Raw genomic sequence first — 24,488 nt, 5'->3', positions numbered from 1 at the left:
GCTTTGTGATGTGCGCTCGCTCACGCGCCATTAACCTTCGCTTAGCTATGATCGTCAGGTGATGCTCAGGCCCTACCCTTCGCAACCATCGAACGGGACCGCCAAGGCGGACGTTCGGCTCCTGCCCTCGACGCTGGCCTCGGCGGCTGCGCCGCACCGGCCCGTTCTCATCATCCTGCACCAGGAAATGTCGAGCCCCGGCCGGATCGGCAACGCGCTCCGTGCACGTGGCTACCGGCTCGACATTCGCCGGCCGCGATTCGGCGATCCCTTGCCGGAGACGCTCGATGAGCATGCAGGTGCCGTCATTTTCGGCGGTCCGATGAGCGCGAACGATCCGGACGACTTCGTTCGGCGCGAGATCGACTGGATCGAAGTGCCGCTGCGCGAGCAGCGTCCGTTTCTCGGGATCTGCCTGGGGGCGCAGATGCTGGCGATCCAGCTCGGCGCCAAGGTGGCGCCGCATCCGCTGGGACGCGCCGAGATCGGCTACTATCCGATCCGCCCGACGCGCGCCGGACGCAAGCTGTGCCCGCATTGGCCCGATCACGTCTACCATTGGCACCGCGAAGGCTTCGACCTGCCCGCTGGCGCCGAACTGCTCGCCGAAGGCGGCGACTTCCCGGTCCAGGCCTACCAGTATGACAACGCGACGGGGCTGCAGTTTCACCCTGACGTGACCTACGCGATGATGTGCCGCTGGACCACGCGCGGTCACGGCCGCCTGGAAACACCCGGCGCCCGTCCGCGCCACCACCATTTCGAGGGCCGCGCCGTGCACGATGCGGGCGAGCGCGCCTGGCTGGCGCATTTCCTGGACGGATGGCTGACGCGCGAGCCGGTGACCCCGCTGGCGGAGGCGGCGGAGTAGGAGCGACGTCCCTCGGCGGATGAGTTCTCAAAGGATGGGCTGGAGGCTGTTCAAAGTCCGGCTTCGCCAAGGGGCTTCGCCGGGCACCACGCTTCGCCCTTCGGGCACTGCGCGGCTGCGCCACGCGTAGCCCGAAGGGCGAAGCGTGGTGGAGCCAGGCGGGATCGAACCGCCGACCTCGTCATTGCGAACGACGCGCTCTCCCAGCTGAGCTATGGCCCCGAAACACGACTGCTTCGTCACGGCCGCCTGGAAGTTGGGAGCGGCGGCCGGCAGATCGGGCGCCATTTACAGGCGGTGCCGAGGTCAAGTCAAGAACGGTCACATCCCGTATTAGCCTTGACCGGCAGCTTCCCTTGTTTGCGCGTTGCGGAACCGATATCTACCGGGCATCGCAGGTCGAATTCGCGACCTCGCCCCCGAGTGGACCCGCATGCGCGCCGTTCTCGACATCGTTCTGATCATTCTCGACCTCTATGTCTGGCTGCTCATCGCCTCGGCGATCCTGTCGTGGCTGATCGCCTTCAACGTCGTCAACACGCGCAATCAGTTCGTCTCCGCGGTCGCCGAATTCCTGTACCGAATCACCGAGCCGGTGCTGGCGCCGATCCGCCGCATGCTGCCCAATCTGGGCGGTCTCGACATCTCGCCGATCGTGCTGATCCTGATCATCATGCTGATCCAGCGGGTCATCACCTACTACATCTACCCCAACGTCTTCTGACCGCGCGCGTCGCGATGGAGCCCTGGCGTCCAGCCTCGGGCGGCCTGACCGTCGCCCTGCGAGTGACCCCGCGCGGCGGCCGTGACGCCATCGACGGCGTCGAAACGCTGTCCGACGGCCGCAGCGTGCTCAAGGTCCGGGTGCGGGCCGTCGCCGACGGCGGCGAAGCGAACCGGGCCGTGACCGAGCTGCTGGCCAAGGCCGTCGGCGTCACCAAGGCGTCGGTGCGAATCACCTCCGGCACGACGTCGCGGCTGAAGCAGGTGGCGATCGACGGAGACGTTGCTGAGCTCGATCAGGCCTTGCGCGACCTCATTGCGCCCCATAAGCCGACCGGGACATAACGAGAGCAGACGCAACACAGCGAGACGGCAAGTCGCCTGCACCAACGGTGGTCATACCCTCCCCTGGAGGGGGAGGGTCGCCTCACGGCGAGCGAAGCGAAACGTGAGGCGGGTGGGGTGATCTCTCCACCGGCACCAGCATCCGTGGCTTCAACCCACCCCGCTCGCCCGCTGCGCGTGCGATCGACCCTCCCCCTCCAGGGGAGGGTGGGAGCACTCGGCCAGCATCTTGCTCAATGGACGGCATTCGAACGACAAGGAGAGCACATGACCGCGCGCATCATCGACGGAAAAGTCATCGCAGCCGACCTCCGCGCCCAGGTGGCCCGTGAGGTCGAGCGGGTCAAGCGCGACCACGGCCTGACGCCGGGCCTGGCCGTGGTGCTGGTCGGCAACGATCCGGCCTCCGAGGTCTACGTCCGCAGCAAGCACACCCAGACCCAGGCCGCCGGCATGGCCTCGTTCGAGCACAAGCTGCCCGCCGACGTCTCGCAGGACGAACTGCTGGCACTGATCGGCAAGCTCAACCGTGATCCCGCCGTGCATGGCATCCTGGTGCAGCTGCCGCTGCCGAAGGGCCTGGAGACCGAGGTCGTCATCAACGCGATCGACCCGGCCAAGGACGTCGATGGGCTGCATCCGCACAATGCCGGCCGCCTCGCCGGCGGCCAGCCGGCGCTGGCGCCGTGCACACCGCTCGGCTGCATCATCCTGAGCAAGACCGTGCATGGCTCGCTGGAGGGCATGAATGCAATCGTGATCGGCCGCTCCAACCTGGTCGGCCGTCCGCTGGTGCAGCTGCTGCTCAACGAGAACGCAACGGTGACGATCGCGCATTCGCGCTCGCGCGACCTGCCGGCGCTGACCGCACGCGCCGATCTGGTCTATGCGGCCGTGGGCCGTCCTGAGATGGTGAAGCGCGACTGGATCAAGCCGGGCGCGACCGTGATCGACGTCGGCATCAACCGCATCCCGACAGCCGAGGGCAAAACGAAGCTGGTCGGCGACGTCGCTTATGCGGAGGTTGCCGAGGTGGCCGGTGCGATCACGCCGGTGCCGGGTGGTGTCGGCCAGATGACCGTGGCGTGCCTGCTGGTCAACACACTGCGCGCCGCCTGCGCCATCGCCGGCCTGCCGAAGCCTGCGGTCTAACCGTCGACATCATTCCGGGACGGCTCACGGAGCCGAACCCGGAATCGCATCCTCGGTTGTTACTTCTTCGCGGCCTTACTTCTTCGCAGCCTTGGCGCGCGCGATGCCTTCGGTGATCAGCTGATGAGCATCGTCGGCATTGCCCCAGCGCAGCACCTTGACCCACTTGCCGGGCTCGAGATCCTTGTAGTGCTCGAAGAAGTGCTGGATCTGCTGCAGCGTGATGTCCGGCAGATCCGAGTAGGTGCGGACCTTGTCGTAGCGCTGCGTCAGCTTCGAGGACGGCACCGCGATGATCTTCTCGTCACCGCCGGCCTCGTCTTCCATCAGCAGCACGCCGACGGGACGGATGCTCATCACCGCGCCAGGAACGATCGCGCGGGTGTTGGCGACCAGCACGTCGCAGGGATCGCCGTCGTTCGACAGCGTGTGCGGGATGAAGCCGTAATTGCCGGGATAGCGCATCGCCGTATAGAGGAAGCGATCGACGATCAGCGTGCCCGCTTCCTTGTCCAGCTCGTACTTGATCGGCTCGCCGCCGACCGGCACTTCGATGACGACGTTGACCTCGCGCGGCGGATCTTTTCCGATCGGGATGGCGTCGATGCGCATGGATGCTCCGTAGAACTTGAACGTTTCAGGGTCGGACGCCCGTGGAATGAGCGCTGGCATTCGCAGTCGCAAAAAATTCGCGGCTGCGCAACAGCTACCTCAATCCTGCACCTTCAGTTCAGTTCACTGGCTGCGTTCAGGCTTAATCCGCCCGGAGCTCAATTGGTCCAGGCTCAGTTGGTCCAAGCGAAGGCGACCTTGTCCAGCGACTTCGGCCCGAAACGCTCCGACGATCGGGCGACCATACGGCCACCCAATGCACGGTAAAACTCGGTGGCGGGATCGTTGTCGGACAACGCCCACACCACCATGCTCTTCAGGCCGCTCTGCGCGAGGTCGCGCTTGGCGGACTGAAAGAGCCGGCGACCGAACCCCAGCCCCTGAAATTCCGGTCGCAGATAGAGCTCGTAGACTTCGCCGTCGAAATGCAGGCTGCGGGCGCGGTTGCGGCCGTAATTCGCATAGCCAGCGACCTTGTCGTTGAACACCAGCACGCTGACGCGGCTGCCTTTGCGGATCGCGCTGTCCCACCATTGCGGGCCACGCCGATTGATCAGCTTCTCCAGCTCGGCGCCAGGGATGATTCCCTGATAGGCCGAACGCCAGGCTTCATCATGGGCTGACGCCACCGCCGCCGCATCTGCAGCCTTGGCCGGACGGACTTCGATAAGGGTTGTGCTCATGACCGGATCAAAGCAAGTCGGCGGCGCGCCTTCAAGGTGCCACGTTAAAGATCGGTTAACCTGTGGACTTTCGGCATCACCGTGGCGGAAAGCTGTGCCGAAAAGGGACGATTTCGCAACATTGTTGGGTGGCGGCGGTGCTCTGTCACCGCAGGTTCATAGGCCGAACGAAAAACTCCAGCTGCTTCGCTTTGGCGTCGGCTAGTGTGGCGCTGACTCAACATCTTCCCGTTCGGCTGAATGGTCCTGCTTCGCCGCGTCTCATGGTTGCTCGCGCTCGTCCTGACAGGATCGAGCGCATGGGCGCAGACGTTCGGGCCTGTCGCGCCCGAGGGCGAACCAGCGCGGCAGCAGCAATGGCGGGTACCGTCCACCGAGCCAGGAATCGCTGCACATGCGCTGTTATATCGGCCTGCCGGCGACGGCCCGTTTCCGCTGGCCCTGATCGCGCACGCCTCCACGCAGAACCCGCTGCGCCGGGCACAGATGCCGCAGCCGGCCTATGCTGCGCTGGCGCGCCAGCTGGTCGGGCGCGGCTATGCCGTGCTGGTGCCGGAGCGGCTCGGGCATGGCCGCACCGGCGGACCTTATGTCGAGGACCAGGGCAGCTGCGCTGATCCGGACTACGAAAAAGCAGGACGCGCGACCGCCGCGCAGATTCTGCGCGCGCTCGCCTACATGCGCGAGCAGCCGTTCGTCGCCAAGGGCGGCGCCTTCGTCATCGGTCATTCGGCCGGCGGCTGGGGAGCACTGGCGCTCACCGATCAGCCGCCGCAGATCGTTTCCGGGATCATCGTGTTTGCGCCCGGCCGCGGCGGCCATGCCGACGACGTGCCCGGACGGGTCTGCGCGGAAGAGCGCCTGCGCCATGCCGCTCATGCCTTTGGACGTAGCTCACGCGTGCGTGTCACCTGGCTCGTCGCAGCCAATGACAGCTACTTCCCGCCGGCGGTGTCGCGGCAGCTCGCCGATGCGTTCAATGCGGCTGGAGGCCAGGCAAGCTTCAACATATTGCCGTCCTCGGGTGATGAGGGACACTGGATGATCGAACACGATGCCGGCCTCGCACTGGCCGCGGATTCGCTCGCGGGCGCCCTCGCCGCCCCGATTGCGCGACGCGCGATGCGTCCGGCGGCGCCGAACTAGCAGGACACGATGACGCTGTATTTCCTGGTCAAATATCTGCACGCGCTCGGCGCCATCGTGATTCTCGGCACCGGAACGGGGATCGCATTCTTCATGCTGATGGCGCATCTGAGCGGCGAAGCCGCATTCATCGCGCGCACGGCGGGCGTGGTCGTGATCGCCGACATGCTGTTCACGCTGTCGGCGGTGCTGCTGCAGCCGGTGACCGGGGGCACGCTGATGTGGCTGTCGTCGACTGCGTTGACGGAAGGCTGGATCCTCGCCTCGCTCGCGCTCTACGCGCTCGCTGGCCTGTTCTGGGTGCCCGTGATCTTCATGCAGATCGAACTACGCGATCTCGCGCGCGTTGCGGACGCTTCGGCACAGCCGCTGCCCGCGCGCTACTTCTTGGTCTTTCGCCGCTGGTTCCTGTGCGGCATTCCCGGCTTCGGCGCGGTCATGGCCATTCTCGGGCTGATGATCGCGAAGCCGTTCTGATGAGGCACGCGTGACCGCTCCTGCTCATCGCCGCGCGCTCGTGCTTGGTGCCTCCGGCCTGATCGGCCGCTACGTCACCGACGATCTGCGCCGGCGCGGCTTTGCGACGATCGGCGTCGCACGCGCGTTCTCCGCCTCTCAGCGTGTCTCACCTGGTGACATCGAGCTGCCGATCATGGCGCTGGATGCAACGGCCCTGGCGGGGCTCATCCGCGCCCATCAGATCGACGTCGTCGTCAATTGCCTCGGCGTGCTGCAGGATGGCCCGGGCAGCGACACCAACGCCGTGCATCGCGACTTCGTCGCGCGGCTGCTCGCGGCCGTCGCGACCTGCGGACGCAATGTTCGTCTGATCCACATCTCGATTCCCGGAACAGCCGATGAAGACCGCACCTCCTTCGCCACCACCAAGCGCGAGGCCGAGCGCCTGATCGCGGCATCTGGCGTTCCCCACGCGATCCTGCGTCCGGGCTTCGTGATCGCGCCGTCGGCCTATGGCGGCAGCGCCATGCTGCGCGCGCTGGCGGCGTTCCCGGTCGACCTGCCGCCGAAGGATGCGGCCACGCCGTTCCAGCCGGTCGCGGTGGCTGACGTCGCCGCCACCATCGCCTGGCTCGCCGCACGGCCGATCGAGGACGAGACGGCACGCGCCGTGAGCTGGGACCTGATGCAACCGGAGCCGGTCACCCTCGGCGAGGTCCTATCAGCCTTTCGCCGCAGCTTCGGCACCTCCGGTTGGACGCGCATCGCCATGCCCGCGCCTCTCGTCGATCTCGGCGCTTTCGCCGGTGACCTGTCGAGCCGGCTCGGCTGGATGCCGCCGATGCGCAGCACCGCGATCGCCGAACTACGTCGCGGCGTCCGTGGCGATCCCGCGCTGTGGATCGCCGCGACCGGCATCACGCCGACGACCTTGGCCGAGGCAGTCGGGCAGCATGGCGCCTCCATTCAGGACAAATGGTTCGCGCGGCTGTTCCTGATCAAGGCGCTGATCATCGTCAGCCTCGTGCTATTCTGGATCGCGTCGGGCAGCATCGCATTGTTCGCGTCATTCCCGGCGACCACGGCGATCCTGACCACGCGCGGCTGGCCCGAGGGCTTTGCCGTTCCGTTCGCGGCGATCACCAGCATGATGGATATCTCGGTCGGCGTGCTGATCGCGTTCCGCAGGACCGCTGCTGTCGGTCTTGTCGCCGGCATCTTCGTCTCGCTCGGCTACATGATCGGCTGCGCGCTGTTCACCCCCGACCTCTGGCTCGAGCCGCTCGGCGCGCTGGTCAAGACCGGACCCGCGATCGTGCTGATGCTGCTCGCACTGCTCACCCTGGACAATCGATGATGACGAACTGGCCCGACGATGACGTGATCCTCTATGACGGCGTCTGCGTGTTCTGCTCGCGCTGGGTGCAGTTCGTGATCGCGCGCGACACCGCAAAGCGCTTCCGGTTCACGCCGATCCAATCGCCCTACGGCACCAGGCTGGCGCAGGCGTTCGGCATCGACCCCAGAGATCCCGACACCAACGCCGTCATCCATGCCGGCAGGGCGCATCTGAAATCCGACGCAGCGCTCACCGTGCTGTCGAACCTGCCGGGCTGGGGTTGGACGCGGGCGTTGTTCGCCGTGCCAAAGCCGCTGCGAAATGCGGTCTACGGCGTGGTCGCGCGCAACCGTTACCGCATCTTCGGTAAATTCGAATCCTGCTTCGTGCCGGATGCCGAGCTGCGGAGGCGGGTGCTGGAGTAGTGATCCATCGCCGTGATGACTCGAGTCGGATCATTAATCGATTGAAACGAATGATATGTACAATATAATTCGTTGGATCGATTGATTTGAGCATGAAATTCTCTTCCGAACGCCTGTTTTGGGAGAGTTTTTCATGGCTACCCCGTCGCATGACCTGACCGCCGATGCGCCCGTTGTCGCTCCTCATCGCCATGCCCGCGTCTCGGCTGCGTCCGCCGTGCCGGCGCTGCTGCCCGGCGTCGCGCTGTCGGCTGCGATCGCGGCCGGCGCATTCGGGCTGCGGCAGCTGCCGGGGCTCGGCATGTTCAGTCCGATGATCCTGGCGATCGTGGCCGGCATGGCGTTTCACAACATCGTCGGCACGCCCACGCGCGCGAAGGCCGGCGTCACGTTCTCGATGCGCCGGCTGCTGCGGCTGGCCATCATCCTGCTCGGCCTGCAACTGACGGCAGCTCAGATCGCCGAGGTCGGCGCGCGCGGGCTCGCCGTGATCGCGCTCAGCCTCACCGGCACCTTTCTGTTCACGGTGTGGATGGGACGGCTGCTCGGCGTCGACAGCAAGCTCGCCGAGCTGATCGCGGCGGGCACGTCGATCTGCGGCGCCTCCGCGGTCATCGCGACCAACACGGTCACGCGCGCCAAGGACGAGGACGTCGCCTATGCGGTGGCCTGCGTCACCGTGTTCGGATCGATTGCGATGGTCGTCTATCCGCTGCTTCCAGCGCTCCTGCATCTCGACGCCCATGCCTTCGGCCTGTGGAGCGGCGCCTCGATCCATGAGATCGCGCAGGTTGTCGCGGCTGCATTCCAGGGGGGACAGCAGGCCGGCGAGTTCGGCACCATCGCCAAGCTGGCGCGGGTGATGCTGCTGGCGCCGGTCGTGCTCACGCTCGGCCTGCTGGCCACGCGCCGCGCGCGTCACGGCAGCCAGGGCCATGTCGGCGCGCAGCCGCCGCTGCCCTGGTTCGTGTTCGGCTTCATCGCGTTGGTCGGCGTCAACAGCGTCGTCGCCGTACCGGCCGAGGCGAAAGTGGTGATCGTAACCGCGACGACCTTCCTGCTGTCGATGGCGCTGGCCGCGATGGGGCTGGAGACGGATTTCGCCAAGCTGAAGGCGAAAGGCCTGCGGCCGCTGGCGCTCGGCCTGCTCGCCTTCCTGTTCATCGCGGGTTTCAGCCTGGCGCTGGTGAAGCTGACGACATAGGACGCATGTGACGCTCGAACAGCTCAGGATCTTCGTTGCGGTGGCAACCCGCGAGCACGTCACGCAGGCGGCGCACGACCTCAATCTGACCCAGTCGGCCACATCAGCCGCCGTCGCTGCGCTCGAGGCGCGCTACCAGACCAAACTGTTCGATCGCGTCGGCCGCCGCATCGTGCTCACGGCCGCCGGCCGCGCATTCCTCGTCGAAGCGAAGGCGGTGCTGGCCCGCGCAGCCGCCGCCGAAACCGTGCTCAACGATCTCGCCGGCTTGAAGCGCGGACAGCTGGCGCTGGCGGCGAGCCAGACCATCGCCGGTTATTGGCTGCCGGCCATCATCCATCGCTTCAACGCCGCGCATCCCGCGATCGCGCTGCAGCTGTCGATCGGCAATACCGAGCAGGTCGCGGCCCGCGTGCGCGAGGGCTCGGCCGATCTCGGCTTCGTCGAGGGCGACGTCGACGATCCCCTGCTCGCGGCGCAGCCGGTCGCGGAGGATGAAATGGTGCTGGTCGGTCCGCTCGACCATCCGCTGTGCCGGGCGTCGTCAGTTGCGGCCAGTGATCTGAAAGCGGCGCGCTGGGTGCTGCGCGAGCAGGGCTCCGGCACGCGCGCGGTGCTCGAAGCCGCGCTTCACCGGCTCGGCATCGATCCGGATGGACTGGATGTGGTCTTCGACCTGCCGTCCAACGAGGCCGTCCGCGGCGCGGTCGAGGCCGGCGCCGGCGTCACGGTGCTGTCTCGCCTCGTGGTCATGCGCGCCGTGAAGGCGGGACTGCTGTCCGTCGCCGATATCTCGCTGCCCAAGCGGCACTTCTACAGCCTGCGCCATCGGGAGCATCACCAGACCCAGGCGGCCCGGGAGTTCCTGCGGATGGTGGGAGAGACGAGGGCTGGTTGAAGCCCGTCATCCCGACTGCGCTCGCAATGACGACGGAGAGATCAGCGTTTGCCTAGCGACGCCAACGCTTCCCTAGCCGCGCGCTCGCCGCTGTCGCGGGCGCCGTGGGCGGTCGAGAAGAAGTCGGGCGGCGTGGCTTCGCCGGCGAAGAACAAGCGATCATCGACGGGCGTGGCGAGCACCGCGCGCTTGTCGGCATGGCCCGGCAGCGCATGTGAATAGGCGCCGCGCGCAAACGGGTCCGCGCCCCAGCGCGACTCAGCGAGTGGCTTGAGATTCTTGCGGATGTCGCTGCCGAGCAGGGCTGCGACGTCGTCAATCGCCTGTGCCGCGAGCGCGCCCTCGCCGGCCGCCTCGATCTCGCGCGCGAAGCTGCCGCCGTAGAAGCCTTCGATGCAGGGCTGGCCGAACGGGCGCAGCTGGAAACTGCCGACACGCGCGCTGCGGCTGCGGCCGCGCATGCCGGAATCCTTCGGCAGATGCTCCCAGCCGTCGAGCGCAAGCGTGACCTTGTTGTCGAGCCCGAGCGGCAGGCCCGCGGCAGCTTCCACCTTGCCGGGCAGCTCGGGCGTGAAACGGATCGCCTCGTCGGCGATCAGATTGGTCGGCACGGTGACGATCACCTTGTCGGCCGCCAGCGTGCCCTGCGAGGTCGTGAGGCGGATACGCTTGTCACTGTGGTCGATCAGCGTCACCTCGCAGTTGAAGGCGATGGGCAGGCCCGCGCCATAGGCCGCGACCAGCGCGCCATAGCCGTGGCGGACGCGCCAGTTCAGCTCGGTATCCTCATAGGCCTCGAAGTCGAGCAGCGACATCTGGTCGAGCTCGCAGCCGTTGAGATAGGTACAGATTGCATCGATCATGCCGTTCCAACGATCGCCGGGCGCGAGGTAATCGCTCGCCGGAGCATCGCGGCCGCTCTTCGCGGCTTCCGCGGTGCGCGTGAAGAAGGCCTCCAGCGCACGGATGAAATCGTCCCGCTCCGCCCGGGGGAACGCCGCGTCATAGGCCTGGTCACGCCACGGCGGCGGGCTGTTGTCGATGGCGAAGGAAAGCTGCTCGGCAATGGAAACGAAGGAATTGCGATCGGCCGAATGCAGCCAGCCGCAGCCGAGGTCGAACGTCACCTGAGGTGAGGCCTTGATGGTGTACGCCCGGCCGCCGACGCGATCGCGCGCCTCGAGCACGACGAAGGAGACGCCCTTGTCGCGCAGCGTATGCGCGGCGCCGAGGCCGGCCGCGCCGGCGCCGATGATGGCGATATCGACGGAGGATGGGAGGCTGCTCATGAGGCGACGCCGACTCCTACATCATGGGCGCGATGTAACTCCATCAACACTGTCATCACCCGCGAAAGCGGGTGATCCAGTACGCCGAGACGGCAGTGTAACGCCGAGAGGCCGCGGCATACTGGATGCCCCGCCGGCGCGGGGCATGACGGCGGAGGTGCCGAGCCGGTGCGCCCCACAACGCAGGTGGAGCATTGAAGCAGTGGCGTTACGCCACCGCTTCCTTCTGCTTCTCGGCGCGCTTGCGCTCGTTCGGATCGAGGTGCTTCTTGCGCAGGCGGATCGACTTCGGCGTGATCTCCACCAGCTCGTCGTCCTCGATATAGGCCAGCGCCTTTTCCAGGGTCATCCGGATCGGAGGGGTGAGGCGAACGGCCTCGTCCTTCGAGGTGGTGCGGATGTTGGTGAGCTGCTTGCCCTTGAGGACGTTGATCTCGAGATCGTTGTCACGGGTGTGCTCGCCGACGATCATGCCCTTGTAGACCTTCCAGCCCGGCTCGATCATCATCGGGCCGCGATCTTCCAGCTTGAACATCGCGTAGGCCACCGCCTCGCCCTGGTCGTTCGAGATCAGGACGCCGTTGCGGCGGCCCTGGATCTGGCCCTTGTAGGGCAGGTAGTTGTGGAACAGGCGGTTCATGATCGCCGTGCCCTTGGTGTCGGTCATCAGCTCGCCCTGATAGCCGATCAGGCCGCGGGTCGGCGAGTAGAAAACCAGCCGCAGGCGATTGCCGCCGGACGGGCGCATCTCGATCAGTTCGGCCTTGCGCTCGCTCATCTTCTGCACGACGACGCCGGAATGCTCCTCGTCGACGTCGATCACGACCTCCTCGATCGGCTCCAGGGTCTGGCCCGTGGCCTCGTCCTTCTGGAACACGACACGGGGGCGCGACACCGACAATTCGAAACCTTCGCGGCGCATGGTCTCGATCAGGATCGCGAGCTGCAATTCGCCGCGGCCGGACACTTCCATCGCGTCCTTGTCCTGGGATTCCACCACGCGCAGCGCGACGTTGCCTTCGGCTTCGCGCAGCAGACGGTCGCGGATCAGGCGGCTGGTGACCTTGTCGCCTTCGGTGCCGGCGAGCGGCGAGTTGTTGACGATGAACGACATCGACACGGTCGGCGGATCGATCGGCTGCGCCTGAAGCGGGCTCTCGACGGCAGGATCGCAGAACGTATCGGCCACGGTGCCCTTGGTCAGGCCCGCGATGGCGACGATGTCGCCGGCCTCGGCGAACTCCACCGGCTGCCGCTCGAGACCCCGGAACGCCAGGATCTTGGTGATGCGACCGGTCTCGATCAGCTTGCCTTCACGCGACAGCACCTTGACCGCCTGGTTCGGCTTCACGGTGCCGGACGCGATACGTCCGGTGATGATTCGACCGAGATAGGGGTTGGCCTCGAGAATGGTGCCGAGCAGCCGGAACGGGCCTTCCTCGACCACCGGAGGCGCCACGTGCTTGATGACGAGATCGAACAGCGGCTGCATGCCGTCCTCGTGGGAGGCGTCGGGCGAGGTGGCCATCCAGCCGTTCTTGCCCGACCCGTACAGGATCGGAAAATCGAGCTGCTCGTCGGTGGCATCGAGGGCTGCGAACAGGTCGAACACCTCGTTGACGACTTCGGTGATGCGCGCGTCCGGCCGGTCGACCTTGTTGATGGCGACGATCGGCTTCAGGCCGAGCTTGAGCGCCTTGCCGACCACGAATTTGGTCTGCGGCATCGGGCCTTCGGCGGCGTCGACCAGCACGATCACACCGTCGACCATCGACAGGATGCGCTCGACCTCGCCGCCGAAATCGGCGTGGCCGGGGGTGTCGACGATGTTGATCTGGGTGTCTTTCCACTGCACCGAGGTGCACTTGGCCAGAATGGTGATGCCGCGCTCGCGTTCCAGGTCGTTGGAATCCATCGCGCGCTCAACCTGACGCTGGTTTTCGCGATAGGTACCGGACTGCTGCAGCAGCTTGTCGACCAGGGTGGTCTTGCCGTGGTCGACGTGGGCGATGATAGCGATATTACGGAGGTTCATGGTCGGTGTCTTCTAAGCTTTCTTAAGAGCCCGTGCTCTGTCCCCGGCGGGGCGCGCGCTTTGTTATAGTCGAATCAAGCTGTTAGCTTTGCGACGCGCGCGCGCGAAACTCGTTCTGCGGCAGGGGCCGGCAACCCCAAAAAGGAAACCCGGCCAATCGACCGGGCAGACCTAGCGCGTTGCGGCGCAATATAGGCAGAAAATGCCAAAAAACAATGACTGCTTTCGGGAATGAGGAGCGGGATCCGAAGATCTGGCTAACGCGCCACAGAGCCGGAGCGAGCTATTCAGCCCCCGGCGGCGGCGCAGGGCCGGCACGATCATCGCGAGTCCCGCATCGTCCATGCCGGCCAGGATCGCTCCGGGACCGAACAAACCGCCGAACGCGTCATGAACGGCTGCGCCTGGGCCAGACGGCCAGGACGATCAGCGCGAGACCAACGGCGGCCGCGCCGATGAACAGCAGCCCGATCGGATTGACGAGGTCGTTGCGCGTGATCTGATTGGGAAAGACCACCAGCACGCAGGCCATGGGAAACAGCAGGATGAGTCCGGCAATGATCCCGAGCGCGGCCAGGCAGCCGGACCGTTGCTGCGGCGGCGGAAGTTCGGGAGGCAGGATCGGGCGTTCACTCACGGCTTCCGCTCCTCAATCGGCCGAACAATACTGATGAGCGCTGTGCTCATGCGCCTGCCTCCGCCAGCCGGGCGCGGATGCCGTCGATGGCACCGTTGCGATAGAACAGATTGTAGGTGTCGAACGGGATGATCTCGCCGCGCTCGGTGACGAAATGGATGCAGGAGCGCTTGACGTTCGCGACACAAAAATTGAAGCGGTCGAGAAACTGCACGATGGTCACCCGAAACACGTGCTCATAGCCGAGATTGTCGGGCACCTGCACACTCGGCAGGCAGCAGAGGAATTCGGCGACGCGTTGACCCGTGTTGAGCGCTCCCGACGACAGCGAGAACAGCTCGACGAATTTTTCCCGCAGGACCGGATATTTCTCCGGGCTAATCGTGTTCGGCATCACCGAGAGCAGCTCCTCCCGCGGCACCATCGAGGTCAGCGGCAGCACCGTCGTGCCGTTGCGCAGGCCGTAGCCGATCGAGATGCTCTCGGGATTGCAGGGCAGCGGGATCATGTCGTTGTCGCCGAACACGCCAGTCTCGACGACGCGGCGGCGGATCTCCGACAGCATGATGCGGTCGGTGTCCTTGTTGAAATCCGCGTTGCGGCCGGCATCCTGCACCGGCTGCAGGGTGACGCCGCGGACGCATGACCATTGCAGCGCATGGTGGACGATGTCGCCGATCTCGTCGTCATTGACGCCGCGCTTGATGGTCGCGACCAGCGTGGTCGAGATGCCCTCGCGCTCGAGGTTTTCCAGCGCCTGCTGGCGGATGCGGCGGAGGTCGGCGCCGCGGATATCCGTGAGCCCTGCACGTGACAGTGAATCGAACTGCAGATAGACCTCGAGCCCGCGCTTGTTCTCCGCGAGGCGTGCGACGAAGTCCGGCTCGCGCGCGATGCGCAGGCCGTTGGTGTTGATCATGACATGGCGGATCGGCCGGGCGCGAACTGCGGCCAGGATGTCGAAGAATTGCGGGTGCAGCGTCGGCTCGCCGCCGGAGATCTGCACCAGGTCCGGCTCGCCTTCGCTTTTCACCAGCGCATCCAGCATCCGCTCGACAGTGGCGAGCGGGGTGAAATGCGATCGCTGCGGCGAGGACTCGGCGAAGCACACCGGGCAGGTCAGGTTGCAGTGATCGGTGATCTCGATCAGCGCCAGGCAGGAATGCTGCTCGTGGTCCGGACACAGGCCGCAATCATAGGGGCAGCCGAACTCGGTGCGGCGCTGGAAGCTGAGCGGGGTGTCGCCCGGCTTGATGAACGATTTGCAGCGGCGCCAATAGGCCGCGTCGTCGGAGACCAGCGTCGACTGCACGCCATGATCAGGGCAGCGCTTCTCATACCAGACCTCGTCATCGAGGATCTGGATCTTGGTCGGCACCAGCGCGAGACAGGTCTCGCACAGGGATTGCGTCTGGCCCCAGAACACATAGGGGCGTGACTTACGCAGCGGCGCGTTCATGCAGAACCTTTGCGCGTGGCGCCGTCGCCAGCATGGCCAGGGCGTAGACGGCAATGGCGAGCGACAGCAGGTGAAACAGCGTGAACGGGCCAACCACCGGCCCGTAGGGCTTGAGGAATTCCCAGACGAAGCGCTGCAGCCCGTAGACCAGGAGCGCGAGATAGAAGCCGTTGGCGATGACGGCTTCGCTTCGCCTGAACACCGCGACGATATAGGCCACGGCGAACGCCGCCATCGCAAGGCTCTCATAGAGCTGAACGGGATGGCGCAGTACGCCGTCGCCGAAATCATGGCTCCACGGCAAGGTCGTCGGCGTGCCGTAGGTGAAGTCGTCGATCCCGGCGGCGTAGCAGCCGATCCGTCCGACCGCGATGCCGACCGCCAGTGGCAGCGCGAAGCGTGCTCCGGTACGCAGGGCGATGCCGTGCCGCCATTTGTAGAGTTCGACCGCAACGATGCCGCCGGCGAGCGCGCCCTCGACCGAGCGCGCCAACCCGGACATTCCGGACAGCCAGAGATTGAGCGTGCCGAACAGATAGGCGCCGAGGCCGGCGCCAAACACCAGCGCGGCGACATAGGGCCATTGGGTCGACTGCCTCGGAAAACTCACGCCGCCGCGGCGAGACAACCACCAGCCGGCGACCGCCGCGCTGAACCAGGCGGCGACGTCGAAAATCGCGTGAAGAGCGGCCCCGTCCATGACTCCATCGCCCGGCTGTCTGCCGGACTATGGCAAGTTCCACACGGAAAAGGCAATGACGTGTGCGGACGTCAGCTCGCCGCGGCCTGCTCGGTCGGATAGACGCCGCGCAGGACCTCCTCGAAATGGGTCTTGACCGCCTCGTTGCACAGGCAGGAGCGGCGCTTCAGGGCGTCGAAGTCCCGCACCATGAAGGCGCCGCGCCGGGTATCGAGAATGCCCTCGGCGCGGAAGGTCTGGACGACCCGGCTGACATAGCTGCGGCCGACCCCGAGCAGCGTCGCGAGCTGCTCATGCGTCAGCGGCACGATCGGCTCGCCATCGGTGCGGTCCATCGCCGCCACGATCCACTTCGCGGTGCGCTGCTCGATCGAATGGATCGCGTTGCAGGCGGTCGACTGGAACATCTGCGCCAGCATGCAATCGGCATAGCGCGCGAACACGTTGCGCAGCGTCTTCGATTGCAGCTTGGCGGCGGCCAGACGCGACAGCGGGAGCCTTGCGAATGGTCCGCCGAACTTGACGACGATGCGGGTATAGGCCGGCAGGAAGCCTTCGCTGACGATCCCCCCGACGGCGCCCTCGCGGCCAACGAGGATGGTCTCGACGTCACGGCCATCCTCATTCGGGACGAGATAGGAGGTGAGCGCCGGCCCGCAGGGAAAATGCACCACCTGCACGTCGTCCCCGGGGCTGTAGAGGAGATCATTCGGCACCGCCTCGTCCTCTGACATATAGGGCGAGATCAGCGCGTAGTCGGCCGGACTCAGCCGCCGCAGCAGGTTGTTGTAGGGCCGCTCCCGGGCAAGCGTCGTCACACCTTGGCTCAGCATCGTGATCCCCCGCGCTACGCATGTGCGTGATACGTGCGCCTTGTGTTCACAAGTGCACCGACAGAGGAACTCTGATATGCTGCCTTGGTTCCAGGAACCCGCCAGCGCGCTCAAGAGGAGGCGCCGGCTGCGGGGGCCATCCCCTCATCCTGGAACCCGCAGATCCCATGACCAGCTCGCAATCCAGCGTGCCCGAGCTCTATCAGCATGTGCTGGTCGTCGAAGACGACCCCATCATTGCGCTCGGTTTGGAAGACACCATCACCGAACTCGGCATTGGCGACATCAGGGTTGCGGCCAATGTCGCGACCGCGCTCGCCATGATCGAGGAGCGCGCGCCCCAGTTCGCCCTGCTCGATGTCGGCCTGGTGCGTGAAAAGAGCTTCGCCATCGCCGAGCGACTGGCAACGCTCGGCATTCCCTTCGCATTCTCGACCGGCTATGGCGCCGACCGCGTGCCGGCCGCATTCGCCGACCGGCCGCGGCTGCCGAAGCCGTGCCCGACCGATGCATTGGAGGCGGTGCTGCGACGGCGCGATGAGTTGCCGCCGCAGCCTCCGTCCTAGCCGATCCGGAAGCGGGCCTTTAGCCCAGCTTCGGATCGAGCGTGGTCGACCACAGCGCGACGTCGGCGCGATCGCGCAGGGTCACGGTCATCTGGCCGCTGGCGCCGTCGATCTTGACGTGACCGAAGAACTGCATGCCGGCCGAGGGCGGCAGGTTCTGCTTGTCGAGACCGGGCGCCTTGATGAAGCGCAACTCGGGACCGAACGTGTTGTCGAGCTCGTTCGGACCGAACGTGCCGGCATGCAACGGACCCGAAACGAACTCCCAGAACGGCTCGAAGTCCTGGAACTGGGCCTTGTTCGGGTCGTAGTAATGCGCCGCCGCGTAGTGCACGTCGGCCGTCAGCCACACCGTGTTCTGGATCGGAGCCGTCTTGATGAAGCGCAGGATCTCGGCGATCTCGAGCTCGCGGCCGCGCGCCGGACCGTCGCCTTGCGCGAAGGCCTCCGAGCCTTTCCTGTTGGCGGCATCGTCATAGACGATCAGGCTGAGCGGCATGTCGGACGCGATCACCTTCCAGGTCGCGCGCGAGTTGAGCAGCGCCTGCTTGAGCCAGCGCATCTGCTCCGGCCCTATGAAATAGGCATCGGGTCCATAGGTCGTCTGGTCGTTCGCGCCGTTGGCGGCACGATAGCTGCGCTCGTCGAGCACGAACACGTCGAGAAGCGGGCCGTAATTGATGGTGCGATAGACCCGGCCCGGCTCGACGATGCTTTCGCGCATCGGATACATTTCGTGAAAGGCGCGGGCCGCGCGCGCCGCGAGCAGCTGGATGTTGCGCTCCTTGTAGCTGCCGGGCAGCTCCTTGGAGGTCGACCAGTTGTTGGTCACCTCGTGATCGTCCCACTGCACGAAGATCGGCACCTCGGCGTTGAAGCTGCGGACGTTCTCGTCGAGGAAATTGTACTTGTGGGCGGCGCGGAATTCGTCGAGCGTCTCGGCGACCTTGGCCTTTTCCTGCACGGTCAGGTTCTTCCAGACCTTGTTGTCCGGCAGCTTCACCTCGGACTGGATCGGGCCGTCGGCATAGATGGTGTCGCCGGAATGCAGGAAGAAATCCGGCCGGTGCTTCTTCATCGTGGCGAAGGTGAACATGCCGCCGTCGTCGGGGTTGATGCCCCAGCCCTGCCCCGCGACGTCGCCGCCCCAGACGAACGAGACGTCGCGCTTGTTGCCCGGCGCGGTGCGGAAGCGACCGACCACGGCCTCGCTTTCGACCGCGGTATGCGACAGGTCGCGGAATTTGACGCGGTAGAAGATGTCCTGGCCGCTCGGCAGATTCCCCAGCAGCATCTTGGCCGTGAAGTCGCTTTCGGGCAGCGCCGCGATCGGCGGCAGCGCCCGCGCGTCCTTGAACGACTCCGTCGTCGCCACCTCCACCGTCATCTGCGAGGGCCGGTCGGCCCGCGCCCAGACCACGCCGCCATCCATGCCGACGTCGCCGGACTGGACGCCATGGGTGACCTGCGGCCGATCCGCCGCGCGGCTCAGATAGGGCATCGACAGGGTCGTGACGCCAGCCGCGGCGGCGGTCGACAGAAAGCGGCGGCGGGACAGTCTGCGGGTCTGCGGCGGGACGATTCGAAGCGTCATGCGGGTCTCCTGGTGATGGCGCGGGGGAACAGGCGCGCGCCAAGGCTGGGCAGACCTAGGAAAGATTGATGACGCTGGAATTACACGGACGAGCCCGGCCGGCTCGCGACGAGGTGGCCCGTTTCGCGTGATGCGGCGTCAGCTGCCGGCGGCGCGTAATTGCGCTCCGGTGCGCTGCAGGTTGGCCGGCATGCTCATCAGGATCAGCTTGCGGTCGGCGACCGCGTTGTGGAACTGCTCGAGCGCAATGTTGAACGCCGTGAGCGCGGCGTGCTCGATCGCGCCGTCCTCGAAACAGGTCAGCGTGTTGCGCAGGATCTCGTCGGCCTCGCCCTGCAACTGGTCGAGTTCCTCGGTCGAGTCGCTCTTGCGCGCGATCGTGATCATCTCCAGCAGCCGGTCACGCAGCGAGCTGTTGATCGTCCGCTCGTCGCGCTTGAGGTAGCCCGCGAACCAGGCGCCGGCCGAGCCCATCGCCGACAGCGCCATCAGACCCCACCAGATGTAGTCGCTGTAGCGGTCGAGGAACGTCTTCTCCTCGCCGTCGACGAACGCCGCGGCGCCCGGATGCGCGGGGATGGCGGCGTCCTTGTCGGTGTCCGGGGTCTCGATCTTGGCCGCGAGCGGAAACTCCGACAACAATTGCTGGCGCACCGAGAACAGCTGGTGGGTGAACGTCGACACCGTCGAATCGGCCAGGCCTTTGCGCGCGACGATGTGGTGGTTGAAGCTGATCGTCTTGACTTCCTCCTCGGGACGGTCCGGCGCACCGCCGAAGGCGCCGGCCGGAATCTCGGCCGCCTCATATTCGGGATGGTTCTGCGCGATGGCTTCGGCCGAGTCGATCGCCAGGAAGGTCGCAGTCCCGCCGTCCTTGCTCGCGGCCGCGACGGCGTCCGCCGTGATCTTGCTGTTGATCGGGCCCGCCGCGAGATAGACGTCGGCCTTCTGGCTGCGGACGGCTTCCGCTGCTTCGGTGATCGGAAACTGCACGATCTCGACCTTGGCGGCATCGACGCCGTATTGGTGCAGGATCACCTTCAGCAGATTGGCATTGGCCGGCGTCCGGCCGATGATGCCGACCTTATGGCCTGCGAGCTGCGAGATCTTGGTGATCTTGGCGGCGCCCTTGCGGCCCTTGCCCTTGGCGGCCGCGGGCACCCAGAGCACGGCGACGTTCTTGCGCAGGGTCGCAACGGCCTGCGCGTTCTTCGGGACCTCGAGGTCGCCGCGCACGATCGCGAGATCGACCTTGCCGGCTGCCAGCGCCTGCGCGCTCTCTCCCGCCCCCTCGGTCGGCACCGGCCGCAGCCGAACGGAGGCGTGGGATTGGGCAAAGGCCTGGGTCAACGCCTGGACGACCTTGAGGTCGTCGCTGGCGGGTGGACCGACGGCGATCTTCAGCACCACGGGCCGCATCGCGAAATAATAGGCGCCCGCCAGCGCACCGACGATCGCGAGGATCCCGGCGATGACGATGAACACGGCAGGGCGCATCTGCGAGCGCTGCGCTGGCGTGGTCTGGGGGTCTGCCAGGTCCGGTCCTCCGGTCATCCGATCGCCTGAGAGCGGCGCCACGCGCAGCCTTGTCCGGCATCGTCCTTCGCTAGAGCCAAACTGTAGCAAAATTCTTTTCGCTCCGGGGTGACATCTGCGTCATGGTTAGCGGGGCCCGAGTGAGTGACCAACCGGGCGGTTCCATGGCCGAACCGCGTCGGCTTGGGTCCCAAGGCTCTGATCCGGAGGCCGTTTCTGCTAAAGTGGCGACGCAGCTGGGAGCGTCCTGCCGGCTGCGGGCACCGTAGAGGTCCGGATGCGTTGGACTGCGGGGGCGGTTCGTTTGGATGAATCGGAGGTTGAGATGGTGCAGCGACTGTCGGCAGAGGCACGGGCCAGCGCTCTGCGGGAGCTTCCCGGCTGGACCGAGATGAGCGGCCGCGAGGCCATCACCCGCACCTTCACCTTCGCGGACTTCAACGAAGCTTTCGGCTTCATGACCCGGGTCGCCCTCGTGGCTGAGAAGCGCGACCATCATCCCGAATGGCGCAACGTCTACCGCACCGTCGAGGTCGTGCTCGCGACGCATGACGCGGGCGGCGTGACCGTGCGCGACATCGAGCTCGCCGGGGCGATGGACGTGATCGCAGCGGCAAAGGGCGGCTGAGCTCTCGGTCGCGCGCAGGCAACTTGCGGCACACGCGGTCATCCCCACATGACGGTGTGAGGTCCGCACCTGCGGCGCCTCCCGTCGTGGAGAGAACAGGCATGGCGTCCGATACGACCGATTACAGCGTTGGCTTCGAGCCTGCCGACCGGCTGGCGCGGGATCGCGACAGCGTTCGCCGCCGGTTCTGGAGCAAGTTCAAGCAGGTCGTCGCCAGAATCCCGTTCGCCGAGGACCTGCTCGCCGCCTATTACTGCGCATTCGACAAGGAGACGCCGCGGCATGTGCAGGTCGCCCTGCTCGGCGCCATCGCCTATTTCATCCTGCCGTTCGACTTCCTGCCCGACGTGATGCCGGTCCTCGGCTTCACCGACGATGCGGCCGTGCTGGCCACCGCCATCCGGATGGTGGCCTCGCACATCACGCCCGACCATCATGCGGCCGCCCGCGCCGTGCTTGCGCGCCTCGACGCCGACAAGGATTTCGATGCCGAGAAGGCCGGCCAGGACGCTTGATGATCCGCGGGCCGACGCCAGGCTCTGAGGCCTCTCAGTCCGACAGCAAAAAAGCCCCGCGCGAGCGGGGCTTTTTTATTTGAGCGAGTCGTAGCCAGACGCGATGCGCCGGCTCAGCGCTGAGGGCGCGCCTGCGCTCGGGCGTTGCCGGTCTTCTCGGCCTCCCAGGCCTGGTACTGCTTGAACAGCGCCTCGCGGTCGGCTTCGCTCTGCAGGCCCTTGCCCGAACTGCTCTGCTTCAGGAAATCGTCGAAGCGGTCCCTTTGCGCGCCTTCCATCGAATGGGTCTCGAGCCATTTGCTGGCGGACGGCAACCGCTGCCAGCCGGCGAGCGGTGCCGAGAGCGAGACCTCCTTCCACTTCGGATGGAAGGGCGGGTTCTGGAACGCCGGAAACTTGGTGAAGAAGGCGTCGACGAAGGTCGCGAGCTTGCGATAGCGATCCGTGTTCGGCGCCCAGTTATAGGCTGCAAGCACGGCCGGGACCGCGATCGTATCGACCTTCTCGCCCTCGGCGATCAGGTTCGGATAGTCCTTGGCGGTCAACGTCGCCGGCAAATAGTCGGTCTGCAGCGGCCGGTCGTAATCGACGTTGACGAGATGGAAGCGGCCGTCGTTCACGAAGGTCGAGACCGACTTGTAGGGCTTGCCGCCGACAACGATGACTGCGTCGAGCTCGCCCCGCTTCAGCTTCTCCATCGCGATGCGCTGCTCGATGTAGAGGAAGTTCGCCCGCAGCCCAAGCCGCTCGAACACGGTCAGCGCGGTGACGAAGGTGCCGCCATTCGGCAGGTCGACGCTGACCCGGCGACCTTCGAGGTCGCGCAGGTTGCGCACCGCGCGCGGCGCAATGACCTGCATTTCCTCATTGTACAGCTTGGTGACGTAGGTGAACTGCTTCTTGATGTCCTTGGCGAAGCCCTTGCGCTCGAGATAGTCGAGCGTGTCGGCGCGGACGACGCCGAGGTCGACGCCCTGCAGGAACAGGATGTCGGCGACGCTCTGCACCGAGCCGCGGCCGACGATCGGCAGCACACGCAGGCTGTTGCCGTCGTCGAGCAAGGAGGCCAGGTCAGCGCCGAACTGCACATAGGTGCCGCCGATGGTGCCGGTGATCAGCGTCACCGTGTTGGCGTTGAGCGCCTGCTTGGTCTGCACCGAGCCGAACTGGAAAATCGCTTTCAAGCTGTCGCTGACCTTGGCCGGGTCGAACTCGCCTTCTTCGGCGTGGGCCGAAAATCCGCACGCTATCATCATTGCGGCCACCGCCGCTCCAATCAGACGTCGCATGTGTCCCCCTTGATTACAGCTGGCACATGATTGTGGGCCAAACGCGTGCAGCGCCAGAGATCGACCAGCGTTGCCCATGAACGACTCGAAATCATGCGTGAAACAAAAAAATGAAACGCGGCGGCATCACTGCCGTCACGCAGGTTCAGTTCTGCAGCTGATCGAGCCGGCGCTGCGCTTCCGACGAGCCGAGCTGGGCCGCGCGGCGGTACCAATTACGCGCCGCGGCGGGATCGGCGTTGATGTTGCGGATGTCCTTCGTTCCCAGCACGTGGGGATCGTAGGTCTGCGCCAGCATCAGCGCTGCGGCCGGCTCCTGAGCTTCGGCCGCACGCTCGAGCAACAGGCGGGCGGATGGAATGTCGCCGGCCACGAGCAGCCCCTTGGCGCGCTTCATGATGCCGGCGAGCTCATCCGGATCCAACCGGCGCGCCTGGGCCGGCGGCGGCGCGGCCGTGACCGAGCCCAGACCGGGCGCGACGATCGCAGCTCCGGCACCCGGGGAGTTGATGGACGATGGCGCCATCGCCGACGGCGCAGCCGGCGCGGTGGCCACGCTGGGCGCAGCGGGAGCAGGCGGCGTAACGACGCGGTTCTGCAGAGCGGTCTGATAGGCGTTGGCGATGTCGTCGCGGGTCGGAGCGACGGCGGCGGTCTGCACCGGCGCCACCGCAGCCGGCGGCTCGGGGGCCAACCGCGCAGGTTCGTTCAGCTGCATGTCCCGCGCGGTCAACTGAGTGCCGCTCGCCTGAGGCGGAGCGGTCGGATCCGGCGCGGAGCCGACCATGGATGCCTTGGCGCTGGCGATCAGATCGCGCGTCGCATCCGAGGTGACCAAGGCGAACAGCACGGCGACACCCGCGGCCGCCACCACGGCGAGCAGAATTCGTGACGAGATGGAGGTGCGGCGGGCGCGCGCTGGCCACTGGTCCTCGAATTCGGTGCTCTCGATCTGGTTGCCGCTCTCATATTCGGAGAGGAACATCGGCATCGATTCGTCGGAGGGATATTGCTCCGGAGCCGACCTGCCGAACCGATAATTCGACGGGCGTTCCTGAGGAGGATCGTCCGGGAAAGGCCTGAAATCAGGACTGGATAGACTTCTGTCGTTGAACCGCCCGCGCGTCGTCCGCTCAGCCATGGCCTTATTCCCCATCTCACTTCACGCAACATACTTTTTGTCCCGAGCCCGTCAGAAGCTCGAGACACGTCACGATTGCTAGAGGCACCCCACTGCCGACAACTAATTGACTAATTGAATCCGACTAAAAGTGGACGAGACCCGGCATGATTCTGGAAATATTTTGATCTGATTGTGGCGACGCACGTGCGAATTCGCGTGGCAGCAAATCCAGAAACATCGAAATAACAATAGCCAAGCTACGAAATTAACCCTGCCACAATCGACCGCGGTTGCGTTAACCAAGAAACGCTCGTTTTTGTTAAATTCGGCTTCAGGTTGCAATTTCCTGGCCTCCCGGTGGCATCGCAGCCCTGCGCGACCGACGCCATCAGGTTGAGCGCAGGATTCGCACCCGCATGACGTGCAG

25 protein-coding genes and 1 tRNA gene are annotated in these 24,488 nt (G+C 65.8%); 13 read left to right on the top strand and 13 right to left on the bottom strand.

Annotated features, from left to right (window positions below; all coding sequences use genetic code 11):
- Positions 1-61 precede the first annotated feature (61 nt).
- A complete protein-coding gene (locus tag S58_RS01430; protein ID WP_015663441.1) occupies positions 62-871 on the top strand; it encodes a glutamine amidotransferase in 810 nt (269 codons plus the stop codon).
- Between the two features lie 146 nt (positions 872-1,017).
- On the opposite strand, the gene S58_RS01425 is transcribed toward S58_RS01430, so the two are convergent.
- Positions 1,018-1,093 (bottom strand) — tRNA-Ala (locus S58_RS01425).
- Positions 1,094-1,304: 211 nt separating this feature from the next.
- Here S58_RS01425 and S58_RS01420 point away from each other — a divergent pair.
- From S58_RS01420 to folD, 3 genes are all read left to right on the top strand, one after another.
- Positions 1,305-1,595: a YggT family protein gene (locus S58_RS01420; RefSeq protein WP_015663440.1), complete on the top strand. Its 291-nt coding sequence runs from the start codon at positions 1,305-1,307 to the stop codon at positions 1,593-1,595.
- Between the two features lie 14 nt (positions 1,596-1,609).
- Positions 1,610-1,939 (top strand): DUF167 domain-containing protein, encoded by a 330-nt coding sequence (locus S58_RS01415; RefSeq protein WP_015663439.1) that lies wholly within the window; start codon positions 1,610-1,612, stop codon positions 1,937-1,939.
- Positions 1,940-2,206: 267 nt separating this feature from the next.
- Positions 2,207-3,091: a bifunctional methylenetetrahydrofolate dehydrogenase/methenyltetrahydrofolate cyclohydrolase FolD gene (folD, locus tag S58_RS01410; RefSeq protein WP_015663438.1), complete on the top strand. Its 885-nt coding sequence runs from the start codon at positions 2,207-2,209 to the stop codon at positions 3,089-3,091.
- Between the two features lie 75 nt (positions 3,092-3,166).
- On the opposite strand, the gene ppa is transcribed toward folD, so the two are convergent.
- Positions 3,167-3,703: an inorganic diphosphatase gene (ppa, locus tag S58_RS01405; RefSeq protein WP_015663437.1), complete on the bottom strand. Its 537-nt coding sequence runs from the start codon at positions 3,701-3,703 to the stop codon at positions 3,167-3,169.
- A gap of 173 nt (positions 3,704-3,876) precedes the next feature.
- Positions 3,877-4,386: a GNAT family N-acetyltransferase gene (locus S58_RS01400; RefSeq protein ID WP_006611902.1), complete on the bottom strand. Its 510-nt coding sequence runs from the start codon at positions 4,384-4,386 to the stop codon at positions 3,877-3,879.
- Positions 4,387-4,626: 240 nt separating this feature from the next.
- On the opposite strand from S58_RS01400, the gene S58_RS01395 reads away from it, so the two are divergent.
- From S58_RS01395 to S58_RS01370, 6 genes are all read left to right on the top strand, one after another.
- Positions 4,627-5,532 (top strand): alpha/beta hydrolase family protein, encoded by a 906-nt coding sequence (locus S58_RS01395; protein WP_015663436.1) that lies wholly within the window; start codon positions 4,627-4,629, stop codon positions 5,530-5,532.
- Between the two features lie 9 nt (positions 5,533-5,541).
- The gene (locus S58_RS01390; protein ID WP_015663435.1) at positions 5,542-6,009 is read left to right on the top strand and encodes a DUF2269 family protein; all 468 of its coding nucleotides are present in this window, start codon (positions 5,542-5,544) and stop codon (positions 6,007-6,009) included.
- A 10-nt stretch (positions 6,010-6,019) separates the two neighbouring features.
- The gene (locus S58_RS01385) at positions 6,020-7,348 is read left to right on the top strand and encodes an SDR family oxidoreductase (protein ID WP_015663434.1); all 1,329 of its coding nucleotides are present in this window, start codon (positions 6,020-6,022) and stop codon (positions 7,346-7,348) included.
- Positions 7,348-7,755, top strand: coding sequence for a thiol-disulfide oxidoreductase DCC family protein (locus tag S58_RS01380; protein WP_015663433.1), 408 nt, complete (start codon positions 7,348-7,350; stop codon positions 7,753-7,755). Before S58_RS01385 ends, S58_RS01380 begins: the two co-directional genes overlap by 1 nt.
- Before the next feature lie 229 nt (positions 7,756-7,984).
- Positions 7,985-8,959, top strand: coding sequence for a YeiH family protein (locus S58_RS01375; RefSeq protein WP_322788252.1), 975 nt, complete (start codon positions 7,985-7,987; stop codon positions 8,957-8,959).
- A gap of 7 nt (positions 8,960-8,966) precedes the next feature.
- Positions 8,967-9,857, top strand: coding sequence for a LysR family transcriptional regulator (locus S58_RS01370; RefSeq protein ID WP_015663431.1), 891 nt, complete (start codon positions 8,967-8,969; stop codon positions 9,855-9,857).
- A gap of 41 nt (positions 9,858-9,898) precedes the next feature.
- Here the strand turns inward: S58_RS01370 and S58_RS01365 are convergent, their stop codons facing one another.
- The 6 genes from S58_RS01365 to S58_RS01340 form a co-directional block, all read right to left on the bottom strand.
- Positions 9,899-11,146, bottom strand: a complete 1,248-nt coding sequence (locus S58_RS01365; protein ID WP_015663430.1) for a flavin monoamine oxidase family protein — start codon at positions 11,144-11,146, stop codon at positions 9,899-9,901.
- A 208-nt stretch (positions 11,147-11,354) separates the two neighbouring features.
- A complete protein-coding gene (gene typA, locus S58_RS01360) occupies positions 11,355-13,181 on the bottom strand; it encodes a translational GTPase TypA (protein WP_015663429.1) in 1,827 nt (608 codons plus the stop codon).
- Positions 13,182-13,569: 388 nt separating this feature from the next.
- Positions 13,570-13,818, bottom strand: coding sequence for a hypothetical protein (locus tag S58_RS01355; protein WP_015663428.1), 249 nt, complete (start codon positions 13,816-13,818; stop codon positions 13,570-13,572).
- 46 nt (positions 13,819-13,864) lie between these two features.
- A complete protein-coding gene (locus S58_RS01350) occupies positions 13,865-15,277 on the bottom strand; it encodes a radical SAM protein (protein ID WP_015663427.1) in 1,413 nt (470 codons plus the stop codon).
- A complete protein-coding gene (locus S58_RS01345) occupies positions 15,258-15,977 on the bottom strand; it encodes a prolipoprotein diacylglyceryl transferase (protein WP_015663426.1) in 720 nt (239 codons plus the stop codon). Before S58_RS01345 ends, S58_RS01350 begins: the two co-directional genes overlap by 20 nt.
- Before the next feature lie 71 nt (positions 15,978-16,048).
- Complete coding sequence (locus S58_RS01340; RefSeq protein ID WP_015663425.1) at positions 16,049-16,810, bottom strand: Crp/Fnr family transcriptional regulator; 762 nt, start codon at positions 16,808-16,810, stop codon at positions 16,049-16,051.
- A gap of 167 nt (positions 16,811-16,977) precedes the next feature.
- Between S58_RS01340 and S58_RS01335 the strand changes: the two genes are divergently transcribed.
- Complete coding sequence (locus tag S58_RS01335; protein WP_015663424.1) at positions 16,978-17,376, top strand: response regulator; 399 nt, start codon at positions 16,978-16,980, stop codon at positions 17,374-17,376.
- A 19-nt stretch (positions 17,377-17,395) separates the two neighbouring features.
- Here S58_RS01335 and S58_RS01330 read toward each other — a convergent pair whose 3' ends face one another.
- Entirely contained in the window at positions 17,396-18,970 is a 1,575-nt protein-coding gene (locus S58_RS01330; protein ID WP_015663423.1) for an alkaline phosphatase D family protein, read from the bottom strand.
- Between the two features lie 138 nt (positions 18,971-19,108).
- Complete coding sequence (locus S58_RS01325) at positions 19,109-20,455, bottom strand: TAXI family TRAP transporter solute-binding subunit (protein WP_042340482.1); 1,347 nt, start codon at positions 20,453-20,455, stop codon at positions 19,109-19,111.
- Between the two features lie 328 nt (positions 20,456-20,783).
- Between S58_RS01325 and S58_RS01320 the strand changes: the two genes are divergently transcribed.
- The gene (locus S58_RS01320; RefSeq protein ID WP_277996603.1) at positions 20,784-21,134 is read left to right on the top strand and encodes a 4a-hydroxytetrahydrobiopterin dehydratase; all 351 of its coding nucleotides are present in this window, start codon (positions 20,784-20,786) and stop codon (positions 21,132-21,134) included.
- Positions 21,135-21,235: 101 nt separating this feature from the next.
- Complete coding sequence (locus S58_RS01315) at positions 21,236-21,649, top strand: YkvA family protein (protein ID WP_015663420.1); 414 nt, start codon at positions 21,236-21,238, stop codon at positions 21,647-21,649.
- Positions 21,650-21,762: 113 nt separating this feature from the next.
- Here the strand turns inward: S58_RS01315 and S58_RS01310 are convergent, their stop codons facing one another.
- Both S58_RS01310 and S58_RS01305 read right to left on the bottom strand, forming a co-directional pair.
- Complete coding sequence (locus S58_RS01310) at positions 21,763-22,938, bottom strand: TAXI family TRAP transporter solute-binding subunit (protein ID WP_042338539.1); 1,176 nt, start codon at positions 22,936-22,938, stop codon at positions 21,763-21,765.
- A gap of 145 nt (positions 22,939-23,083) precedes the next feature.
- Entirely contained in the window at positions 23,084-24,079 is a 996-nt protein-coding gene (locus S58_RS01305) for a hypothetical protein (RefSeq protein ID WP_042338536.1), read from the bottom strand.
- Positions 24,080-24,488: the final 409 nt, after the last annotated feature.

Origin of the sequence: Bradyrhizobium oligotrophicum S58, assembly GCF_000344805.1 — a bacterium.
Taxonomy (GTDB): Bacteria; Pseudomonadota; Alphaproteobacteria; order Rhizobiales; family Xanthobacteraceae; genus Bradyrhizobium; species Bradyrhizobium oligotrophicum.
The sequence above is the reverse complement of the archived record's forward strand: the minus strand, read 5'-3'. Positions and strand labels throughout refer to the sequence as shown.

Coding starts and splice junctions, on each gene's coding strand:
- S58_RS01395 (WP_015663436.1), top strand. CDS start 4,627: ATGGTCCTGCTTCGCCGCGTCTCATGGTTGCTCGCGCTCGTCCTGACA.
- S58_RS01335 (WP_015663424.1), top strand. CDS start 16,978: ATGACCAGCTCGCAATCCAGCGTGCCCGAGCTCTATCAGCATGTGCTG.
- S58_RS01330 (WP_015663423.1), bottom strand. CDS start 18,970: ATGACGCTTCGAATCGTCCCGCCGCAGACCCGCAGACTGTCCCGCCGC.
- ppa (WP_015663437.1), bottom strand. CDS start 3,703: ATGCGCATCGACGCCATCCCGATCGGAAAAGATCCGCCGCGCGAGGTC.
- S58_RS01420 (WP_015663440.1), top strand. CDS start 1,305: ATGCGCGCCGTTCTCGACATCGTTCTGATCATTCTCGACCTCTATGTC.
- S58_RS01415 (WP_015663439.1), top strand. CDS start 1,610: ATGGAGCCCTGGCGTCCAGCCTCGGGCGGCCTGACCGTCGCCCTGCGA.
- S58_RS01340 (WP_015663425.1), bottom strand. CDS start 16,810: ATGCTGAGCCAAGGTGTGACGACGCTTGCCCGGGAGCGGCCCTACAAC.
- S58_RS01400 (WP_006611902.1), bottom strand. CDS start 4,386: ATGAGCACAACCCTTATCGAAGTCCGTCCGGCCAAGGCTGCAGATGCG.
- S58_RS01430 (WP_015663441.1), top strand. CDS start 62: ATGCTCAGGCCCTACCCTTCGCAACCATCGAACGGGACCGCCAAGGCG.
- S58_RS01380 (WP_015663433.1), top strand. CDS start 7,348: ATGACGAACTGGCCCGACGATGACGTGATCCTCTATGACGGCGTCTGC.
- S58_RS01350 (WP_015663427.1), bottom strand. CDS start 15,277: ATGAACGCGCCGCTGCGTAAGTCACGCCCCTATGTGTTCTGGGGCCAG.
- S58_RS01305 (WP_042338536.1), bottom strand. CDS start 24,079: ATGGCTGAGCGGACGACGCGCGGGCGGTTCAACGACAGAAGTCTATCC.
- S58_RS01310 (WP_042338539.1), bottom strand. CDS start 22,938: ATGCGACGTCTGATTGGAGCGGCGGTGGCCGCAATGATGATAGCGTGC.
- S58_RS01365 (WP_015663430.1), bottom strand. CDS start 11,146: ATGAGCAGCCTCCCATCCTCCGTCGATATCGCCATCATCGGCGCCGGC.
- S58_RS01315 (WP_015663420.1), top strand. CDS start 21,236: ATGGCGTCCGATACGACCGATTACAGCGTTGGCTTCGAGCCTGCCGAC.
- S58_RS01390 (WP_015663435.1), top strand. CDS start 5,542: ATGACGCTGTATTTCCTGGTCAAATATCTGCACGCGCTCGGCGCCATC.
- S58_RS01345 (WP_015663426.1), bottom strand. CDS start 15,977: ATGGACGGGGCCGCTCTTCACGCGATTTTCGACGTCGCCGCCTGGTTC.
- typA (WP_015663429.1), bottom strand. CDS start 13,181: ATGAACCTCCGTAATATCGCTATCATCGCCCACGTCGACCACGGCAAG.
- S58_RS01320 (WP_277996603.1), top strand. CDS start 20,784: ATGCGTTGGACTGCGGGGGCGGTTCGTTTGGATGAATCGGAGGTTGAG.
- folD (WP_015663438.1), top strand. CDS start 2,207: ATGACCGCGCGCATCATCGACGGAAAAGTCATCGCAGCCGACCTCCGC.